Here is a 15,779-nt window from a genome sequence, read left to right as displayed (position 1 = left end):
TTAAAAACTACGGGAGAACGCGCTTGAACGGCTTCACAATAACGCTTTGATAAACACCAGCGGCGATGTAAGGGTCTTGATCGGCCCAGGCCTGCGCCGCTTCCAGTGAATCAAACTCGGCAACGACTAAAGAGCCAGTGAAGCCCGCTTCGCCTGGGTTGTCGCTGTCGATTGCTGGGTGCGGACCGGCGATCATCAGGCGGCCTTCATCTGACAGCGCTTGCAGGCGAGCCAGGTGATCTGGGCGGGCTTGCAGGCGTTGTTCTAAACTGTTTTCAACATCTTGAGATGAGATCATGTACCACATTATTTGAGTTCCTTTTTATGTTCTTCAGGCATATGTTTATAGAGGTAAACGACAGTGATTACGGTATTGATCAGGGTCAGTGCCGTGAGGCCAAAGACCTTGAAATTCACCCAGGTTTCCTGGGAGAGGTTAAAAGCAACATAGATGTTAACCAGGCCACAGGCGACAAAGAAAGAGACCCAGTACCAGGTGACATGAGACCAGATCTTGTCGGCCACAATCAGTTCTTTACCCAACATCCCTTTGAGGATCGGCTTATTCAGATATTGGCTCAAGGCCAACGCCAGGGCAAACAGGGCATAAACGACAGTGACTTTCCACTTGATAAAGGCATCATCATGAAAGACTAAGGTTAGGGTGCCAAAGAAGCTCACCATGGCAAAGGTGATTAGGTGCATCTTCTCGATTTTTTTATAAAGCAGATAGGTGACGATTAACTGCAAGGCTGTGGCCGCGATCAGGGCGCCGCTGGCGATATAGATGTCGAAAAATTTATAGACGGCGAAAAAGATCACCAAGGGTAAAAAGTCGAGCAGTTGTTTCATGTAGGCTACTTTACTAAACAATGAAGAGATATGAGTCGCAGTGTAACACGCCTCTTCAATGGGGCAAAAGATGATAGACGGCAGAAGCGCCGCATTTGTGATGAATTAAGTTTAATCTGCGCTGGTGCACATTTTAGCGAGTCACTTATGTTGCCTCACTTGCTGGGGAATCCACTAAAATGTTGTAAAGCACCTTGCTATGTTAATGATTAGATGTGGATTTTTTGACCTTCTTCAAAGCTTGAGCAAATTTGTTTACACTGATTCGCCCAAGGCTGTGATACATTCTGGCATACAAAGCTCATCAGACGATTATCGCCACACATTGACAAAGTGATCAATTGGCGAGGCGCAGGGCAGTAACAACAAATTTCCTCCTGGGGGAGGCGTAAAACGAATGATAGTGGAACTGGATGTTTCTGAATTGGCTGTTGGCATGTATGTGGTTGAGATCTCTCTGCCCAAGAATAAATTCCATCTGGCCGAGCAGGGATGGATCGCTAAGCAGCAGGTCATAGACGGATTTAAGCGTAAAGGGGTCGAGAAGCTGTTGGTGGATACCAGCAAAAGACGCCTGGCTGCCACTGAGGTGGCTAAATCTACTGCCCCTAAGCCCCCACGACGCTCATTAGGTTTTAAGCAGCAATTAACCCAGGCTAAGCAACTGTTTGAAGAGTCAAAGGCGATACAGGCTAGGCTGTTTGATGATGCCAAAAATGGTGTGCCGCTGTCGCTGGAGCCAGTAAAGAGTGTCACCGAGCAGTCGATATCAGCCATCTTTGAAAATCCCGATGCGCTGGCCTGCGTGATCAATATACGCCACAAAGATCAGTATCTATTAGAGCACTCTGTGGCCGTGTCAGTATTGATGACCATTTTTGCCTGCTATCTCAAGATAGATAAAGCGATTGTGCATGAGTTGGCCATTGGCGCCTTCTTGCATGATGTGGGTAAGATCATGATCCCACCCGCCATTCTCGATAAGCCGGGCAAGCTGACTGCCGACGAGTTTGAGGTGATGAAAACCCACGCCAACCATTCGATTCGTATCATTGAAGCCACGCCAAATATTACCCCGCTCAGTTTGGAGGTGGCCAAACTGCATCACGAAAAGCTCAACGGTAAGGGCTATCCCTATGGCGTGCGCGCTGAGCATATCTCGTTATACGGCCGAATGATTTCCATCTGTGATATTTTCGATGCCTTAACGGCAAATCGTTGCTATAAGGCGGGTTATCCCCAGGTGAAGGCCTTTAGTATTCTCAGGGCCTTAGGGGAGAACAAGGAGCTGGATGCTGAGTTGGTGGATCATTTCATCAAATGTATGGGGGTTTATCCCGTGGGCTCTTTGGTGCAGCTGGAGTCGAATCGTCTGGCCATTGTGGAGAGTCATAATCGTCAAGATCCTATTCGACCTAAGGTGAAGCCCTTCTACAGCCTGAATCCGAATCATTTTGAGGTGTCTGCCAATATCGATCTAGCGGCGATGCGTGACGATCTTATCGTAAAAAATGTGCGCGCCGATGATTTTGACCTCAATATGGATGAGATCATCGAGTTCCTCTCGCACCAGGGCTAGTGAGTTTAGCGTTTATTCTTGAATGCCGATCTCTCTTAGTTGCAGCTCGAAGTCGCCTTCTTGGCCATCACCAATGAGCAGGCCAACGGCGATGATCTGTGTAAAGTCAGGAGAGGCACGTTCTGGATAATCGTTACCGCGAAAGGTCTCTATAAAATCACTTGGTTCAAATGACCACTGCCCATCGGTGGCAGCTTGAGTGGTAAATCCCGCTTTATAGCCTACCAGTTGCCCCTGTTTGAGGACTTTAAGTCTTAGCTGATAGCGCTTGCCATCACCTAAGGCCTCGATACTGATGCGTCTTGGATTGCTTTGCTGCAGTGTGTGTTGCTCTTCGTGGTTCAGCGAACGGGATACAGAGGCAAAACCGCCATTGTTTTCAAGAGATACCTGACCGCTAAAGCGCAGTATATATTCTTGCTGCTTGGTCAAGGCCTCACTGAGCCGACTCTGGGAGCGTCCGCCCATTACCCCATCGTTAACTATCTCCCAGTGACCAGGGTGGGCGAGTAGTTCTAATCCTTGCATTTTGGCATTGGCTCCTTGAGTCATTAGCAGGTATGGCATGAGCAGTAATGACGTCAGCAATAGGCGGCTGCTCATGGGGATTAAGCGCATAGCGAGATAGAGGGCAAGGCCCTATGGAGTTCAACAAGATCCTTAAAGATAAAGCTGGCACCATGTTGCTCACCATAGGATCGCTGCTTGCTAAGTAACACAGATTGCATACCAGCGCGCTTAGCAGCTTGGACATCATAGTGATGGTCGCCTACATAGGCGATATGCTGGGGGGCGATTTGCCAGGCCTTGGCCAACATCAGCAAGCAGCTGGGATCGGGTTTGGCAGGGCCATCGTCTCGGCTGTAAAGCTGGTCTATCGGCAGTGCACCGCGCTCTATTTTTAACTCGGCGGCCCGGCGACTGTTGCGGGTCACTATTGCCATGGGGATCTGTTGCAGTAGCAGAAAGTCCAATAGGGCTAAGGCGCCATCGAGCGGCTTGGCGCTGAGCGCATCTAAGTGTTCGGCTTGGGTGATGATGGCTAACGCTTGTTCTGAGAGCGTCTTCGGCAGCTGTTTTACAAAGGTGAGAATATCTTGCTGTGATGGGCAACCAATCGCCTGCTTGAGGGCCTTAAAGTCGAGAGAACTGCTCACTAAGGTGCCGTCGAGATCGAAAATCACCCCTTTGAATGTGTTGTCAAACCTTTGCATGAAGTGTCCTTTTGTTAAATGAAGACTAAGGGAAAAGCCTTTAGCTCGAAATGCTATTAGAGCACCAAGAGCCCTGAATATAAGCGCCGTCAGTAAAAATTATCACTGCTAGAGCAATTATAGTCCTAACGGGTTTAGGCGCTGGGTGTTATTGATTCTCAGGCCCAAATTAATCAGTTTTAACTGTTAGCGCTGCTTAACGCTGAGCTCAGCCCTGTTAAGCAACCCCCAGTTAAGTAAACCCTGGGTAAGCGCTACGGGTTAATAAACAGGTACGCGACTCAAGAATAAAAGGATCAGTTAAGAGGAAAGGTTGAATAAAAAATCCCTGCAGCAGGCAGGGATTTTTAGGTGGTCTTGGAGAGCGCTTGGTTGTTAGTCCTTGGCGCTCGCTTTAAGCTTCAGGCGCTGGGGACTTAGGTTGCCGCTTTCATCTCGCGGGTGAACTTGGCTAAGGCGGCGAGCAGCGCAGGCTCATCATCTTGATGGGTCTCGATAATTTTCACCACGGCAGAGCCTGAGATGGCACCAAAGGCACCCGATGCGATGGCCGCCTTAACTTGTGCCGGCTCGGCAATGCCAAAGCCCAGCAGTGGCGGAGGCGCATCGAAGGTCTTAAGCTGCGCCAGAATATCGTCAAGGGGCATGCCCGCCTTTGATTCAGTGCCAGTCACGCCTGCACGGGATAGCAGATAGGTGTAGCCTTCGCCTGCCTCTGAAACTTGGCGCAGTGTCTCAGCATCGCCATTAGGCGGTGCGATAAAGATCGGCGCGATGTGGTGGGCTTTGGCGGCGCTGATAAAGGGCGTAGCTTCTTCTACCGGCACATCGGCGATAAGCACAGAATCGACACCGGCGGCCTTGGCCTTGGCGTAGAAGTTATCGACACCGTTGGCGAAAACTAGGTTGGCGTACAGCAGCAGACCTATGGGTAACTCTGGGTACTGACTGCGCACCGCTTTGATAATGTCAAAACAGTCGCTTGGCGTGGTGCCTGCTGCCAGAGATCTTAAGTTGGCGCCTTGGATCACCGGGCCGTCGGCAAGCGGATCTGAGAAGGGAAAGCCCAACTCGAGGGCGTCTGCACCGTTGTCGACTAAGGTGTTAATGATCTTGAGTGACAGCTCTTTATTGGGATCGCCTATGGTCACGAAAGGCACAAAGGCGCCACGATTATTCTGCTTTAGCGCGGCAAAGGCTGCCTGATAACGGTTACTCATTGCCGCTCTCCTTATCTGTGGCTGCTTGATTGTCTTTTTGCTCTAAAATATCGGCGACGGTAAAGATATCTTTGTCACCGCGACCAGACAGGTTAACCACTAGCAGGGTTTCTTCAGTGGCGGTCTCGGCTAGCTTAATGGCATAGGCCAGGGCATGAGCCGATTCCAGCGCCGGGATGATCCCTTCACTGCGAGCCAGCAGCTGGAAGGCCTCGAGTGCCTCGTCATCTGTGGCCGACTCATAGGTGGCGCGCCCGGTGGCAGCCAGATGGGCGTGCTGTGGTCCCACTGATGGGAAATCCAGGCCAGCCGAGATAGAGTAAGACTCTTCAATCTGGCCCTCTCTATCTTGCATTAGAGGCGCCTTCATGCCGAAGAAGATCCCTGTCTTACCGTGTTTAAGCGGCGCGCCATGCTTCGGGGTGTCTATGCCTAAGCCCGCTGGCTCGACACCGATCAATTTGACTGAGGGTTCATCGATAAAGTCGGCGAACATGCCGATGGCGTTTGATCCGCCGCCGACACAGGCGATCACCGCGTCGGGTAGGCGGCCCTCACGTTCGAGGATCTGCGCCTTAGTCTCTTCGCCTATCATGCGCTGAAATTCGCGCACTATGGTGGGGAAGGGATGTGGTCCGGCCGCGGTGCCCAATAGGTAATGGGCCTTGTCATAGCTACCGGACCAGTCGCGCATCGCCTCGTTGCAGGCATCTTTTAAGGTGGCAGAGCCAGAGGTGACAGGGATAACCTCGGCGCCCATTAGACGCATACGAAACACATTGGGTGATTGACGCTCAACATCTTTGGCGCCCATGTAAACCTTACATTTTAGACCCAAAAGGGCACAGGCCAGCGCCGTAGCAACCCCGTGCTGACCCGCGCCAGTTTCGGCGATGATCTCTTTTTTACCCATACGCTTGGCTAACAGGGCTTGGCCCAATACCTGGTTGGTCTTGTGGGCGCCGCCATGGAGCAGATCTTCACGTTTTAGGTAGATCTTCACCAGTGGGTTAGGGCTGAGATTACGGGTTAGAGTTAGGGCGGTTGGGCGACCGGCATAGTTTTTCAGCAGATCGCTGAACTCCGCCTTGAAGCTCTCATCGTTTTGAGCGTCGACGAAGGCGCTTTCCAGCTGCTTAAGGGCTGGCATTAGGATCTGGGGGACAAACATGCCGCCATATTCACCAAAATAGGGGTCCAACTTAGTCATCATTTGTGTCTCTCGTTGCTTGGCGGCGCTGAGTGGGCGCCGCAAAATTAAAATCTAGTATTGTCGTAAGGTGGCAAAGGTGCGGGCGATCAACTCATGATCTTTAATACCTGGCGCCGACTCGAGGCCTGAGTTGAAATCCAGCCCGAAGAAGCCTTGTTTGGCAGCGTCGAAGGCGTTATCTGCACTCAGACCGCCGGCTAACATGGCTCTTGCCTTATTGGGCAACTGCTGCTGCCAGTTAAAGGATTGCCCTGTACCGCCAAACTGTACGCCGTTTGTCGCGCTTGTTTTGCTGTCGTAAAGCAGGCGATCGGCGTTGACCGGAATGGTTAATGCTTGTGAGTCATCACTGTCGACATTAACACCGGCATCGACATTGACGGCAACCGCCTTCCAAATTTGGGTTTGGCTTCCTTGTGCGTCTAGGGCAAGTCTGAGTTGGTCGATATCGTATTCGCTCTCACTGCCATGAAGCTGCACAGCAAACAGCTCAAGGCGTTTTGCAAGTGCGGCGATGGTGGCGATATCTTCATTGACGAACACACCAACAAAATGCAGTGCTTTACCGCTGCTTCGCTGCTGTTCGACCATCTCCTGCGCCTGCTCAGGCGTCACACAGCGAGGTGACTTGCTGGCGAAGATCAGGCCGCCATAGAGGGCGCCAGCATTGGCGACGGCGTTTACGTCTTCGACGCGGGTCAGACCGCAGACTTTATTGTGGCCAAGGGTGAGTGCGCGGCAGGCAAGGTCCAGGTCGGCTTCGGCCATCAGTGAACTGCCTACCAAGAAGCCATCCACCAGAGGACTCAATCTTCTGACCTGCTGCTGGTTGTAGATACCAGATTCGCTGACGACTACTCGGTCTGCCGGGATATGTGGCGCGAGCGCCTCTGTGGTCGCCAGATCTGTGGTGAGATCTCTCAGGTTGCGATTGTTAATCCCTATGATGGCTGCATCCAAGGCGATGGCGCGTTTAAGCTCCTCTTCATTACTGACCTCGGTCAGCACATCCAACTGGTACTGGGCAGCCAGAGTGGCGAGCGTTTTATACTGCTCATCGTCCAGCACAGAGAGCATCAGCAAGATGGCATCAGCCCCCTGATGGGCCGCTAGCTTGACCTGATAGGGATCGACGAAAAAGTCTTTACACAAGATGGGCTGAGTGACCCGGGCGCGAACCTTAGGTAGATAGTCCATGTCGCCTTGAAAAAATTGCTCATCGGTCAGCACTGAGATAGCCGCAGCATAATGCTTATAAACATCGGCGATGCCTTCAACGTCGAAGTCTTTACGAATCAGGCCCTTAGATGGGCTGGCTTTCTTACACTCGAAGATGAAACCGGCGTTAGGGGCTTTAAGCGCCGCAAACAGGCTGCGATCTGACTGCTGAGGTTGCAGTGAGTCTTCAGGAAATCTGAGTTTTAGGGCGGCAATGTGCTCTGCCTTGGTATCGACGATTCGCGTCAGCACATTGCTGGCGGCCTGTGGGGTGTCGTTCGAACTATTCACGCTGGCTCCCATTTAGTTGTTCCCCTGACTCGCGCTAGCGAGCTGTTCAAGTAGGCTGTAGGCCTTGCCATGTTTTAGGATTTCAAGTGCTAAAGCGACGCCTTGCGCCGGTGTATCGCTCAGGCCGGCCACATAGAGGGCGCAGCCTGCGTTGGCGGCAACCGCTTCAGTGTGCGCTAATTTTCCATTGCCTTGCAATATGGCGCGGGTAATTTCGGCATTTTCTTGAGGATCGCCGCCGCATAAGGCCTCTATGCTGGTTTGATGCAGCCCGAGCTGCTCAGGTGTCAGGCGATATTCGCGGATGGTGCCCTGTTGTAATTCACATACTAAGGTGTCGCCGTGAATGGCGACCTCATCCAGGCCACTGCCATGAACCACCATGGCGCGTTTGACATCCAGCGCCTTGAGCACGTCGCAAATTGGACGTACCAGCTTTTCATCATAGACGCCCAGTAGCATGTAGTCGGGCCGTGCCGGATTGATCAGTGGGCCTAAGACGTTAAACAGGGTGCGGGTTTTTAATGCCTGACGAACGGGCACCGCGTGGCGCACGCCGCCGTGGTAGTGAGGCGCGAACAAAAAGCAGAGCCCCAGGTCGTCAAGACAGTCACGCGCTATCTCAGGTGCCATGGTCAAATCGATACCAAACTGCGCCAGCAGATCCGATGACCCTGACTTGCTCGATACGCTGCGATTGCCGTGTTTGGCGACCTTAGCCCCCGCGGCCGCTGCAACAAAGGCTGAGGTGGTTGAGATATTGATGGTGTTGTGACCATCACCGCCAGTGCCAACGATATCGACAACGCCCTGGGCGCGCGTGGTATCACTTGGTGTGGGGAATGGTTTGGCGGCCTGCAGCAGGGCATCGGCGGCGCCGGAGATCTCATCTATGGTCTCGCCGCGCATCTTCATGGCGACCAGCATGCCGGCCATAGTTACAGGATCCATCTCACCCTGCACTATGTCGCCAAATAGGATTTTGGTGTCTTCGCGGCTGATGGCGTGGCCCTGGTACAGTCTGTCTAAAATGGGCTGTCGTTCATTCATTACTCTACTCCTTGGCCGTCAGCGTCTTGGGTGTCTTGGGTCAGATAGGTCAATGTTTGCGTGAGCAGTTGGCTACCTAAGGTGGTCAAAATCGACTCTGGGTGAAATTGAAAGCCCACGGCTTTTATCTGCTTGTGAGAGATGGCCATCGGCATCTCCTCTGTGGTGGCGATCACCTCTAGACATTCGGGTACCTCAGTGGCGACCAGGCTGTGGTAGCGTGCGACCGGCAGCGGAGAAGGCAGCCCTTGAAACAGTCCTTGCCCATTGTGGCTGGTTGGACTGGCTTTGCCATGCACTACCTGTTTGGCTCGCTCGACCTTGCCACCGAAATGTTCGACCATCGCCTGGTGTCCTAGGCAGATCCCCAGCATGGGCACCTTACCCGCCAAGAGGCCGATAAGTGGCATCAAGCAACCGGCTTCATGGGGTGCGCCAGGGCCGGGGGATAGTACCAGGGCAGCCTTGCCTTGTTCTTGCAGCAGTTTGTCGGCAATAAATTGGGCATCGAGATCGTTGCGGTAGATCACCACCTCAAAGCCTAAGCTGCGGAACTGATCTACCAGGTTGTAGGTAAAAGAGTCGAAATTATCCAGTAGGTAGAGCTTCATAGTCCGCCTCCCATCTTAATGGCTGAAATAACGGCTTGGGCTTTTTGGCGGGTTTCATCGGCCTCGGCCTGGGGATCTGAATCATAGACTACGCCTGCGCCAGCCTGAATATGGGCTATGCCCTCTTTAACAAAGGCTGAGCGGATGATGATGCAGGTGTCCATATCACCCAGGCCATTGAGATAGCCGACCGCGCCGCCGTAGCTGCCGCGGCGTGTTTTTTCGGCGGTGCGGATAAGCTGCGCCGCGCTGACTTTGGGAGCACCCGTTAAGGTGCCCATATTCATACAAGCCTGATAGGCGTGCAGGGCGTCGAGGTCGGCTCTAAGCTGCCCCGTTACCCGGCTGACCAGATGCATCACGTGGGAGTATCGGTCGACCTTGAGAAGTTCGGCTACCTTGCGCGTACCACTTTGACTGATGCGGGCCACGTCGTTGCGGGCCAGATCCACTAACATCAGGTGCTCTGACAGCTCTTTCTTATCCAGACGCAGTTCAAGTTCGATGCGGCTATCGAGATCGAAATCTATCTCGCCTGTGGGCGTCTTACCGCGTTTGCGGGTGCCGGCGATGGGATAGATCTCTACCTGATTAGTGCTGGCCTCATATTTGAGTGCGCTCTCTGGCGAGGCGCCAAACAAGGTAAAGTCATCGCCGCGAAAATAGAACATATAGGGGCTAGGGTTGGTTTGCCTCAGGGCGCGATAGGCGCCTAGCGTGCTGGGGCAGGGAAGGCTGAAACTGCGTGAAGGCACGACCTGAAAAATGTCTCCGGCGACGATATGCTCTTTCAGATCTGTCACTATCGTCTTGAAGGTATCATCTGAGATGTTGACCTCGGCTTCATGGAGCACGGGCTTTAAGGGGGCCACGGGCGAAAGTGTCTGGCAGCTTTGACTCAGTTGTCGCAGGCGCTCGGCGAGCATGGCTTGAGTGCTGGCTTGCTGAGTGAAGTCATGGGTGATGATATCGGCGCTGCGCTGCTGATGGTCAACCAAGATAAGGGTTTCGGCTAGATAAAAGAGATAATCGGGGCAGCTGTTGGCACTGGGGGCGACTTGGGGCAGTGGCTCTATGGTATCGATAAGGTCGAAGGCTAATACGCCACCGAGAAACAGGGTTTCAAAATCGGTCTGCTTCCCGGTATCAATATGGTTAAGGAGGCTGCGTAACCCATCTAGCGGCGAAGTTGACTTAAGTCTGGCATCTTCATCTAACTGCCCGGCATCTTTTTGCAGGCGAAGGGTCAGATGATCACCCTCGAGTTGGCTATTGGCGACGTTAAAGAAGTTGGCGATGGGGGCAAGCAAAGCTCGACCATTGTCGCTCAATGCGCTGAAGGTCAGCTGGTATCCTTCACAACGAATCGCCAAGGCGGCGTGGGTCATGATGATACTTTTTAGGTGATCCTTACTGTCTATTTCTGCCGACTCCAGCAACATGGTATGTGCTGCGTCTTGCGTCAATTGCTGATAGAGGTTGAGGGGATCATCATGATAGGTGATCCGCTCCTTTATCGTGTTGACGCTGGCCAGAATCTCTTGCCCCATATTTGTGCTCCTACTGCCGGTAGTGGACTAACTTCGTTTAGTTATTGAGTTAGTGCTTGTTAAATCTATTAATAAAATTAGGTGATTAAATGCAAAAAGCCCGCATCGAGTGCGGGCTTTTTGTTTGAATCTTGTCTCTTTTACATGAGCACAGATATTCACACCACCCGCTATGTTGGGAAGTGCCACCACCAGTTAATGATGTTGAATAGCTGATTAGTCATTGAATGTTTGTCTCACGTAAAAGTTGAATCTTTGTCTTGGCTATATCAAAACATCCCATCTGTTGCCTTGTCAATTGAATATTTCTCTATTTGTGCCCTATTAACCTGGTTTTGATCTTAAGCTGTACAGATTGACAAGGATATTTAACGATTCTCATCCAATTTCATCCAATTAGATGTTTCTAATAACAAAGTCGAGTAGAATAAAGGGATGACAAATGAAACGCGTTTAATCGATCTTCACAGCCACACTACGGCTTCCGATGGCCAGTTAACCCCCTCAGAATTAGTGGCCAGAGCCCTAAGTAATGGGGTGCAGATGCTGGCGATTACCGATCACGATACTTTAGCCGGTTTAAAAGAGGCACACGAGTTCAACCAGAGCCAGGATGTGCCGTTGACCCTGATTAATGGATGTGAAGTGTCTACCCGTTGGAACAACTTTGATATTCATATCGTTGCGCTCAATATCGACACCGAGCATCAGGGGTTCAATGATTTTCTTATTGAGCAGCGGGCGCTGCGAGAGACGAGGGCTGAGGAGATAGGTACGCGTCTGGCTAAGGCTGGCATTGACGGCGCCTATGAAGGTGCTAAGGCATTAGCCGACGGCGCCGCGCTGAGTCGTGGCCACTATGCTCGTTGGTTAGCCGACAACGGGTACGCCAACAATGCCGCCGCCGTGTTTAAGAAGTATTTGGCGCGGGGCAAGACTGGCTATGTGCCTAACAATTGGTCTGATATGGCAACGGCCATTGAACTCATTCACCAATGCGGTGGTATTGCGGTACTTGCCCACCCCAGTGGTTACAAGCTATCGGCAAAATGGTTGAAACGCTTGGTACGGGAGTTCAAGCAGGCTGGCGGCGATGCCATGGAGGTGGTGCTGGGTCAGCAAACCTTGGATGATCGTAATAATTTAATAGCCTTGAGTCGGCTCAATGGTCTGTATGCCTCGCTGGGAAGTGATTTCCACTTTCCAGGTAGTTGGCTAGAGCTGGGTAAAAATATGTTCCAACCCCAAGGAGTCGATTGGGTTTGGCAAATGGATAATTGGATGGAAACCCCATGAGTCAGTTTTTTTATGTACATGAGGAAAACCCTCAAACCCGCCTGATTAATCAGGCGGTCAATGTGATCAAGCAAGGTGGTGTCGTGGTTTATCCCACAGACTCGGGTTATGCCCTGGGCTGCCTGCTTGGTGAAAAGGACGCGATGACCCGCATAGTGCGCATCCGTCAAATTGAGAATGATCATAACTTCTCTTTGATGGTACGTGACCAGTCGGAATTGGCGACCTATGCCAGGGTCGATAATCAGGCTTATCGCGTGCTGAAGCACAATACACCAGGGCCTTATACCTTTATCTTCAAGGCGACCAAAGAGGTGCCTAAGCGTCTGCAAAACCCTAAGAAGAAGACCATAGGTATTCGCGTACCTGACAATGTGATAGCACTGGCGCTGCTTGAAGCACTCGATGCCCCGCTGATGTCTACCAGTCTGATTTTACCTGGCGCTGAGTTTGCGGAGTCAGATCCCGAACATATTCGTGACATCTTAGAGCACCAGGTTGATGTGATCATTCATGGCGGATACCTTGGCGAGAAACCTACTACGGTAATCGATCTCTCCGAGGGCGATATCGAGATCTTACGTGAAGGCGCTGGTGACGTGAGTCAGTTTGGTTAAAGCCCTGTCTATTGGCAGATTTAGCAGGTATAATCGCGCGTTTGGTGTCGTTTAGCACACTATTTTTAGCGCTAAGATTCAAGCCCTAAGATTCAAGGATTCATGCCCTAAGGTCTGAGTCATAACGCTTTTGGGGCTTGGTAATTGGGAGAGCGGATGCAGGGGACTCAACAAAGTTTACCTTTAGCCGTGGTCAGAGGCGAACCGGTTAAGCAACTACCGGCGGATCTTTTTATTCCTCCCGAGGCGCTAGAGGTGTTCCTTGAGTCGTTTGAAGGACCGCTTGATCTCTTACTCTATCTAATCCGCAAACAGAAATTGGATGTGGTAGAGCTGGCGATTTCGCCAGTAACGGATCAATATCTTGAATATATTGAGCTGTTACAGGGGGCGAGGGTAGAGCTGGCTGCCGACTATCTGGTGATGGCGGCGACCTTAGCCGAGATCAAGTCCAGGCTGCTACTGCCTAAGCCAGAGTTAGCGCAAGAGGAAGAGGACGACCCGCGGGCGCAGCTGATCAGGCAACTGAGAGCCTATGAGGTGATTAAAGATGCCCAGCAAAGGCTCGATGCCTTATCTAGGTTAGAGCGTGATGTGTTTCAGGCTAAAGTGCAACCGGCACCAGATATTAAACCTGTGTTGCTGCCGCCATCTGTGTCGCTTGTAGAGTTAGCAGGCGCCTTTGCCGCCGTATTAAAGCGTGTGGAAGCGACTGAGCATCACCATGTCAGGCGTGAACACCTGTCGACACGGGAACGCATGACACAAATTTTGGCTATGCTAGAAGGCAAGTCTTATGTGCCTTTCGAGCAGCTGTTTGATGTTTCCGAAGGGCGAGCGGGCGTGGTCGTAAGCTTTCTTGCACTGATGGAGCTGGTAAAGGAGCTATTGGTCGATCTTATTCAGGCGCAGCCACTGTCGACCATACATGTTAGGGCCTATTGATTGTCGAGTAAGAAACTGCAAATAAACCCTGATCAACTTAAGCAATTGATCGAAGCTAGCTTGTTTGTGATGGCGAAAACTGTCTCTATCAAGCAGTTAAACGAGAGTGTGCTGGCAAATTTTAGCGTTTCCCGCGCTAAAGTGAAGGCCGCTATCGAGGAGTTGCAGCAGGACTATCAAGGGCGCGGTATCGAGTTAGTCAAGGTTGCCGGGGGATATCGTTTTCAGTCTATCGAAACCCTGAGCCCCTACTTACAGCCCTTGTGGCAAGAGAAGGCGCCGCGTTATTCACGAGCGACCTTGGAAACCCTGGCGGTGATCGCTTATCGCCAGCCGGTGACCCGTGCAGACATAGAGTTTGTGCGCGGTGTGGCAGTAGGAAGCCACATTATCAAGAGTTTATCCGATAGACATTGGATTAAGATTGTTGGTCATAAAGAGGTGCCGGGCAGGCCCGGGCTCTATGCGACCACAAATGAATTTTTAGCCTATTTTGGCTTGGACACGATAGCGGACCTTCCTCCCTTATCCGATGCCGAGTCATTAGCGGCGCTGTTTGGTCAGAGTCAGGCGATTACTGATTCTGCTTCGGCGCCTAAAACCGATGAAGAGTCTACTAATGAGTGATTCTAATTTGGCGATTTCATTATCATTCACATCCTTTCGTTTTGGTTGTGCTACTTATTGAAAAAGCAATAAAAAATCATTTATTCAGTATTTTTTTATTCGATTCCATTCAGAACCTAACTCGAAATTTTTGTACATAATCCCGTACAAAATTTCATTATGTACACAGGGGTGAAAGGATATGGCATTAACTGATTCATGGCTTAAGGCTAACTTAGGAAAACCTTCAACCAAGGCATTTGAACGTGCTGATCGTGACGGTTTAAGTATTCGTGTTTCAGCAAAGGGCGTCATCACTTTCCAAATGCGTTACCAATGGAATGGTAAAGGTGCCCGTATCGATATTGGACCATATCCGTTAATGTCATTAAAAGAGGCGCGAGATCTTTGCGAAGAACAGCGCAAGCTCCTGCTCAATGGCATTGATCCCAGAGAAGCGAAGAGAGAAAAAGCGGCTAAAGCTAATGGCGACGATGGCACGATAGAGAGTATTTTTCGTGCCTGGCATAACTCACAGTTTGGCGAAGGCCGCTCAAACGTTAAAGAGCAAACGGCAAAGGAGTATTTGCGCGCGCTCGAGATCAACGTATTCCCAACACTAGGAAATAAGCAAGTCGATAAGGTGTCATTTCATCAATGGCTTGATCTGCTTGAATCACTCGCCGCGAAAAAGCCAACCGCCACCAACCTGGTGTTGGGCGTTAGTCGACGCGCGTTGAAGTGGGCCGTTAGACGCCGCCTAATTAAGGTCAATGAGTTGGCGGGCATCGAGTCAAAGGAAGATCTAAACATCTCACTTGGTAGTCGCTCACGCATCCTAAGCGACGATGAGTTAGCCATATTGCTGCAGGGCATTGAGCTTGCGAATCGTCAGCGCTTGGGTAATCGCATCTTGGTCTTTTTGGCATTGTTCTATGGTTGCCGCATTGGCGAGCTGCGCCTGGCATTAAAGCAGCATTTCGATCTGGACAAGATGATATGGACTGTGCCGGTTGAAAACCACAAGACAGGCTACAAGATGAAGCGTGCTCTGGTGAGGCCAATCATTGAAGAGGTTAAGCCTGTGATTGAGCTGGCTATGTCGCTAAGCGAAACGGACATAATGTTTCCTACTAAAGATGGTGAGTTTTACTCTCAAGCGGTAGTGACACGCATGGCAAGGCCTATCATTACCTGGTCGATAAAGAATGGTACTCCGCTCGATAATGACTGGACCATGCACGATCTGCGCAGAACACAGCGCACTAATATGAGTAAGATCACCACTACTGAGGTCGCTGAAACTATGCTGGGGCATAAGCTTGATGGCGTACAGTCAATCTATGACCATCACGATTACTTAGAGGAACAGGCGAAAGCCTATAAGGTGTGGTGGCATAAGCTGCAGAAGCTTAAGGATCCTGCAGCTTATGAGAATGTGGTGGAGCTTAAGGCCGTAAAGTAGCAACTTCATTTGGACTTTTGTGCATAACTACTACATTTGAAGGTGGATTTTG

The 15,779-nt window shown here is 51.2% G+C and carries 16 protein-coding genes; 6 read left to right on the top strand and 10 right to left on the bottom strand.

Annotated features, from left to right (window positions below):
- Positions 1 to 7: 7 nt before the first annotated feature.
- Positions 8 to 307 (bottom strand): YciI family protein, encoded by a 300-nt coding sequence (locus L2712_RS07185; protein WP_033539202.1) that lies wholly within the window; start codon positions 305 to 307, stop codon positions 8 to 10.
- A complete protein-coding gene (locus tag L2712_RS07180) occupies positions 307 to 852 on the bottom strand; it encodes a septation protein A (RefSeq protein WP_033539203.1) in 546 nt (181 codons plus the stop codon). Before L2712_RS07180 ends, L2712_RS07185 begins: the two co-directional genes overlap by 1 nt.
- Positions 853 to 1,249: 397 nt before the next feature.
- On the opposite strand from L2712_RS07180, the gene L2712_RS07175 reads away from it, so the two are divergent.
- On the top strand, positions 1,250 to 2,431 hold the full coding sequence (locus L2712_RS07175) for an HD-GYP domain-containing protein (protein WP_248977343.1): 1,182 nt from the start codon (positions 1,250 to 1,252) through the stop codon (positions 2,429 to 2,431).
- Between the two features lie 12 nt (positions 2,432 to 2,443).
- On the opposite strand, the gene L2712_RS07170 is transcribed toward L2712_RS07175, so the two are convergent.
- The 8 genes from L2712_RS07170 to L2712_RS07135 all read right to left on the bottom strand — a co-directional run bounded on the left by L2712_RS07170 (position 2,444) and on the right by L2712_RS07135 (position 10,798).
- Positions 2,444 to 2,959, bottom strand: a complete 516-nt coding sequence (locus L2712_RS07170) for a CIA30 family protein (RefSeq protein ID WP_052125590.1) — start codon at positions 2,957 to 2,959, stop codon at positions 2,444 to 2,446.
- 80 nt (positions 2,960 to 3,039) lie between these two features.
- A complete protein-coding gene (locus L2712_RS07165) occupies positions 3,040 to 3,645 on the bottom strand; it encodes an HAD family hydrolase (protein WP_248977342.1) in 606 nt (201 codons plus the stop codon).
- 416 nt (positions 3,646 to 4,061) lie between these two features.
- Positions 4,062 to 4,865, bottom strand: coding sequence for a tryptophan synthase subunit alpha (trpA, locus tag L2712_RS07160; protein ID WP_033539206.1), 804 nt, complete (start codon positions 4,863 to 4,865; stop codon positions 4,062 to 4,064).
- Positions 4,858 to 6,075, bottom strand: a complete 1,218-nt coding sequence (gene trpB, locus L2712_RS07155; RefSeq protein WP_248977405.1) for a tryptophan synthase subunit beta — start codon at positions 6,073 to 6,075, stop codon at positions 4,858 to 4,860. The genes trpA and trpB overlap by 8 nt, the downstream gene beginning before the upstream one ends.
- Positions 6,076 to 6,129: 54 nt before the next feature.
- A complete protein-coding gene (gene trpCF, locus L2712_RS07150) occupies positions 6,130 to 7,599 on the bottom strand; it encodes a bifunctional indole-3-glycerol-phosphate synthase TrpC/phosphoribosylanthranilate isomerase TrpF (protein WP_428848613.1) in 1,470 nt (489 codons plus the stop codon).
- Complete coding sequence (trpD, locus tag L2712_RS07145) at positions 7,600 to 8,637, bottom strand: anthranilate phosphoribosyltransferase (RefSeq protein WP_248977340.1); 1,038 nt, start codon at positions 8,635 to 8,637, stop codon at positions 7,600 to 7,602.
- A complete protein-coding gene (locus L2712_RS07140; RefSeq protein WP_248977339.1) occupies positions 8,637 to 9,248 on the bottom strand; it encodes an aminodeoxychorismate/anthranilate synthase component II in 612 nt (203 codons plus the stop codon). Before L2712_RS07140 ends, trpD begins: the two co-directional genes overlap by 1 nt.
- Entirely contained in the window at positions 9,245 to 10,798 is a 1,554-nt protein-coding gene (locus tag L2712_RS07135; protein WP_248977338.1) for an anthranilate synthase component 1, read from the bottom strand. Before L2712_RS07135 ends, L2712_RS07140 begins: the two co-directional genes overlap by 4 nt.
- 435 nt (positions 10,799 to 11,233) lie before the next feature.
- Between L2712_RS07135 and rnm the strand changes: the two genes are divergently transcribed.
- The 5 genes from rnm to L2712_RS07110 all read left to right on the top strand — a co-directional run bounded on the left by rnm (position 11,234) and on the right by L2712_RS07110 (position 15,727).
- Positions 11,234 to 12,094, top strand: coding sequence for an RNase RNM (gene rnm / locus L2712_RS07130; protein WP_248977337.1), 861 nt, complete (start codon positions 11,234 to 11,236; stop codon positions 12,092 to 12,094).
- Positions 12,091 to 12,711 carry an L-threonylcarbamoyladenylate synthase gene (locus L2712_RS07125; protein ID WP_033539212.1) on the top strand — a complete coding sequence of 207 codons (621 nt, stop codon included), beginning with the start codon at positions 12,091 to 12,093 and terminating at the stop codon, positions 12,709 to 12,711. The genes rnm and L2712_RS07125 overlap by 4 nt, the downstream gene beginning before the upstream one ends.
- A gap of 156 nt (positions 12,712 to 12,867) precedes the next feature.
- The gene (locus L2712_RS07120; RefSeq protein WP_248977336.1) at positions 12,868 to 13,656 is read left to right on the top strand and encodes a segregation and condensation protein A; all 789 of its coding nucleotides are present in this window, start codon (positions 12,868 to 12,870) and stop codon (positions 13,654 to 13,656) included.
- Between the two features lie 15 nt (positions 13,657 to 13,671).
- Positions 13,672 to 14,283, top strand: coding sequence for an SMC-Scp complex subunit ScpB (gene scpB, locus L2712_RS07115; protein WP_248977404.1), 612 nt, complete (start codon positions 13,672 to 13,674; stop codon positions 14,281 to 14,283).
- 181 nt (positions 14,284 to 14,464) lie between these two features.
- Positions 14,465 to 15,727, top strand: coding sequence for a tyrosine-type recombinase/integrase (locus L2712_RS07110; protein ID WP_248977335.1), 1,263 nt, complete (start codon positions 14,465 to 14,467; stop codon positions 15,725 to 15,727).
- The last annotated feature ends 52 nt before the right edge of the window (positions 15,728 to 15,779 follow it).

The organism is Shewanella marisflavi (genome assembly GCF_023283925.1).
GTDB classification, from domain to species: domain Bacteria; phylum Pseudomonadota; class Gammaproteobacteria; order Enterobacterales; family Shewanellaceae; genus Shewanella; species Shewanella marisflavi.
Note: the sequence above shows the minus strand (reverse complement) of the source record. Positions and strands in the feature narration are given on the sequence as shown.

What these genes read in the sequence shown, in the direction of transcription:
- L2712_RS07185 (WP_033539202.1), bottom strand. Translation starts at nt 307, where the DNA reads ATGTGGTACATGATCTCATCTCAAGATGTTGAAAACAGTTTAGAACAA.
- L2712_RS07180 (WP_033539203.1), bottom strand. Translation starts at nt 852, where the DNA reads ATGAAACAACTGCTCGACTTTTTACCCTTGGTGATCTTTTTCGCCGTC.
- L2712_RS07175 (WP_248977343.1), top strand. Translation starts at nt 1,250, where the DNA reads ATGATAGTGGAACTGGATGTTTCTGAATTGGCTGTTGGCATGTATGTG.
- L2712_RS07170 (WP_052125590.1), bottom strand. Translation starts at nt 2,959, where the DNA reads ATGCAAGGATTAGAACTACTCGCCCACCCTGGTCACTGGGAGATAGTT.
- L2712_RS07165 (WP_248977342.1), bottom strand. Translation starts at nt 3,645, where the DNA reads ATGCAAAGGTTTGACAACACATTCAAAGGGGTGATTTTCGATCTCGAC.
- trpA (WP_033539206.1), bottom strand. Translation starts at nt 4,865, where the DNA reads ATGAGTAACCGTTATCAGGCAGCCTTTGCCGCGCTAAAGCAGAATAAT.
- trpB (WP_248977405.1), bottom strand. Translation starts at nt 6,075, where the DNA reads ATGACTAAGTTGGACCCCTATTTTGGTGAATATGGCGGCATGTTTGTC.
- trpCF (WP_428848613.1), bottom strand. Translation starts at nt 7,599, where the DNA reads ATGGGAGCCAGCGTGAATAGTTCGAACGACACCCCACAGGCCGCCAGC.
- trpD (WP_248977340.1), bottom strand. Translation starts at nt 8,637, where the DNA reads ATGAATGAACGACAGCCCATTTTAGACAGACTGTACCAGGGCCACGCC.
- L2712_RS07140 (WP_248977339.1), bottom strand. Translation starts at nt 9,248, where the DNA reads ATGAAGCTCTACCTACTGGATAATTTCGACTCTTTTACCTACAACCTG.
- L2712_RS07135 (WP_248977338.1), bottom strand. Translation starts at nt 10,798, where the DNA reads ATGGGGCAAGAGATTCTGGCCAGCGTCAACACGATAAAGGAGCGGATC.
- rnm (WP_248977337.1), top strand. Translation starts at nt 11,234, where the DNA reads ATGACAAATGAAACGCGTTTAATCGATCTTCACAGCCACACTACGGCT.
- L2712_RS07125 (WP_033539212.1), top strand. Translation starts at nt 12,091, where the DNA reads ATGAGTCAGTTTTTTTATGTACATGAGGAAAACCCTCAAACCCGCCTG.
- L2712_RS07120 (WP_248977336.1), top strand. Translation starts at nt 12,868, where the DNA reads ATGCAGGGGACTCAACAAAGTTTACCTTTAGCCGTGGTCAGAGGCGAA.
- L2712_RS07110 (WP_248977335.1), top strand. Translation starts at nt 14,465, where the DNA reads ATGGCATTAACTGATTCATGGCTTAAGGCTAACTTAGGAAAACCTTCA.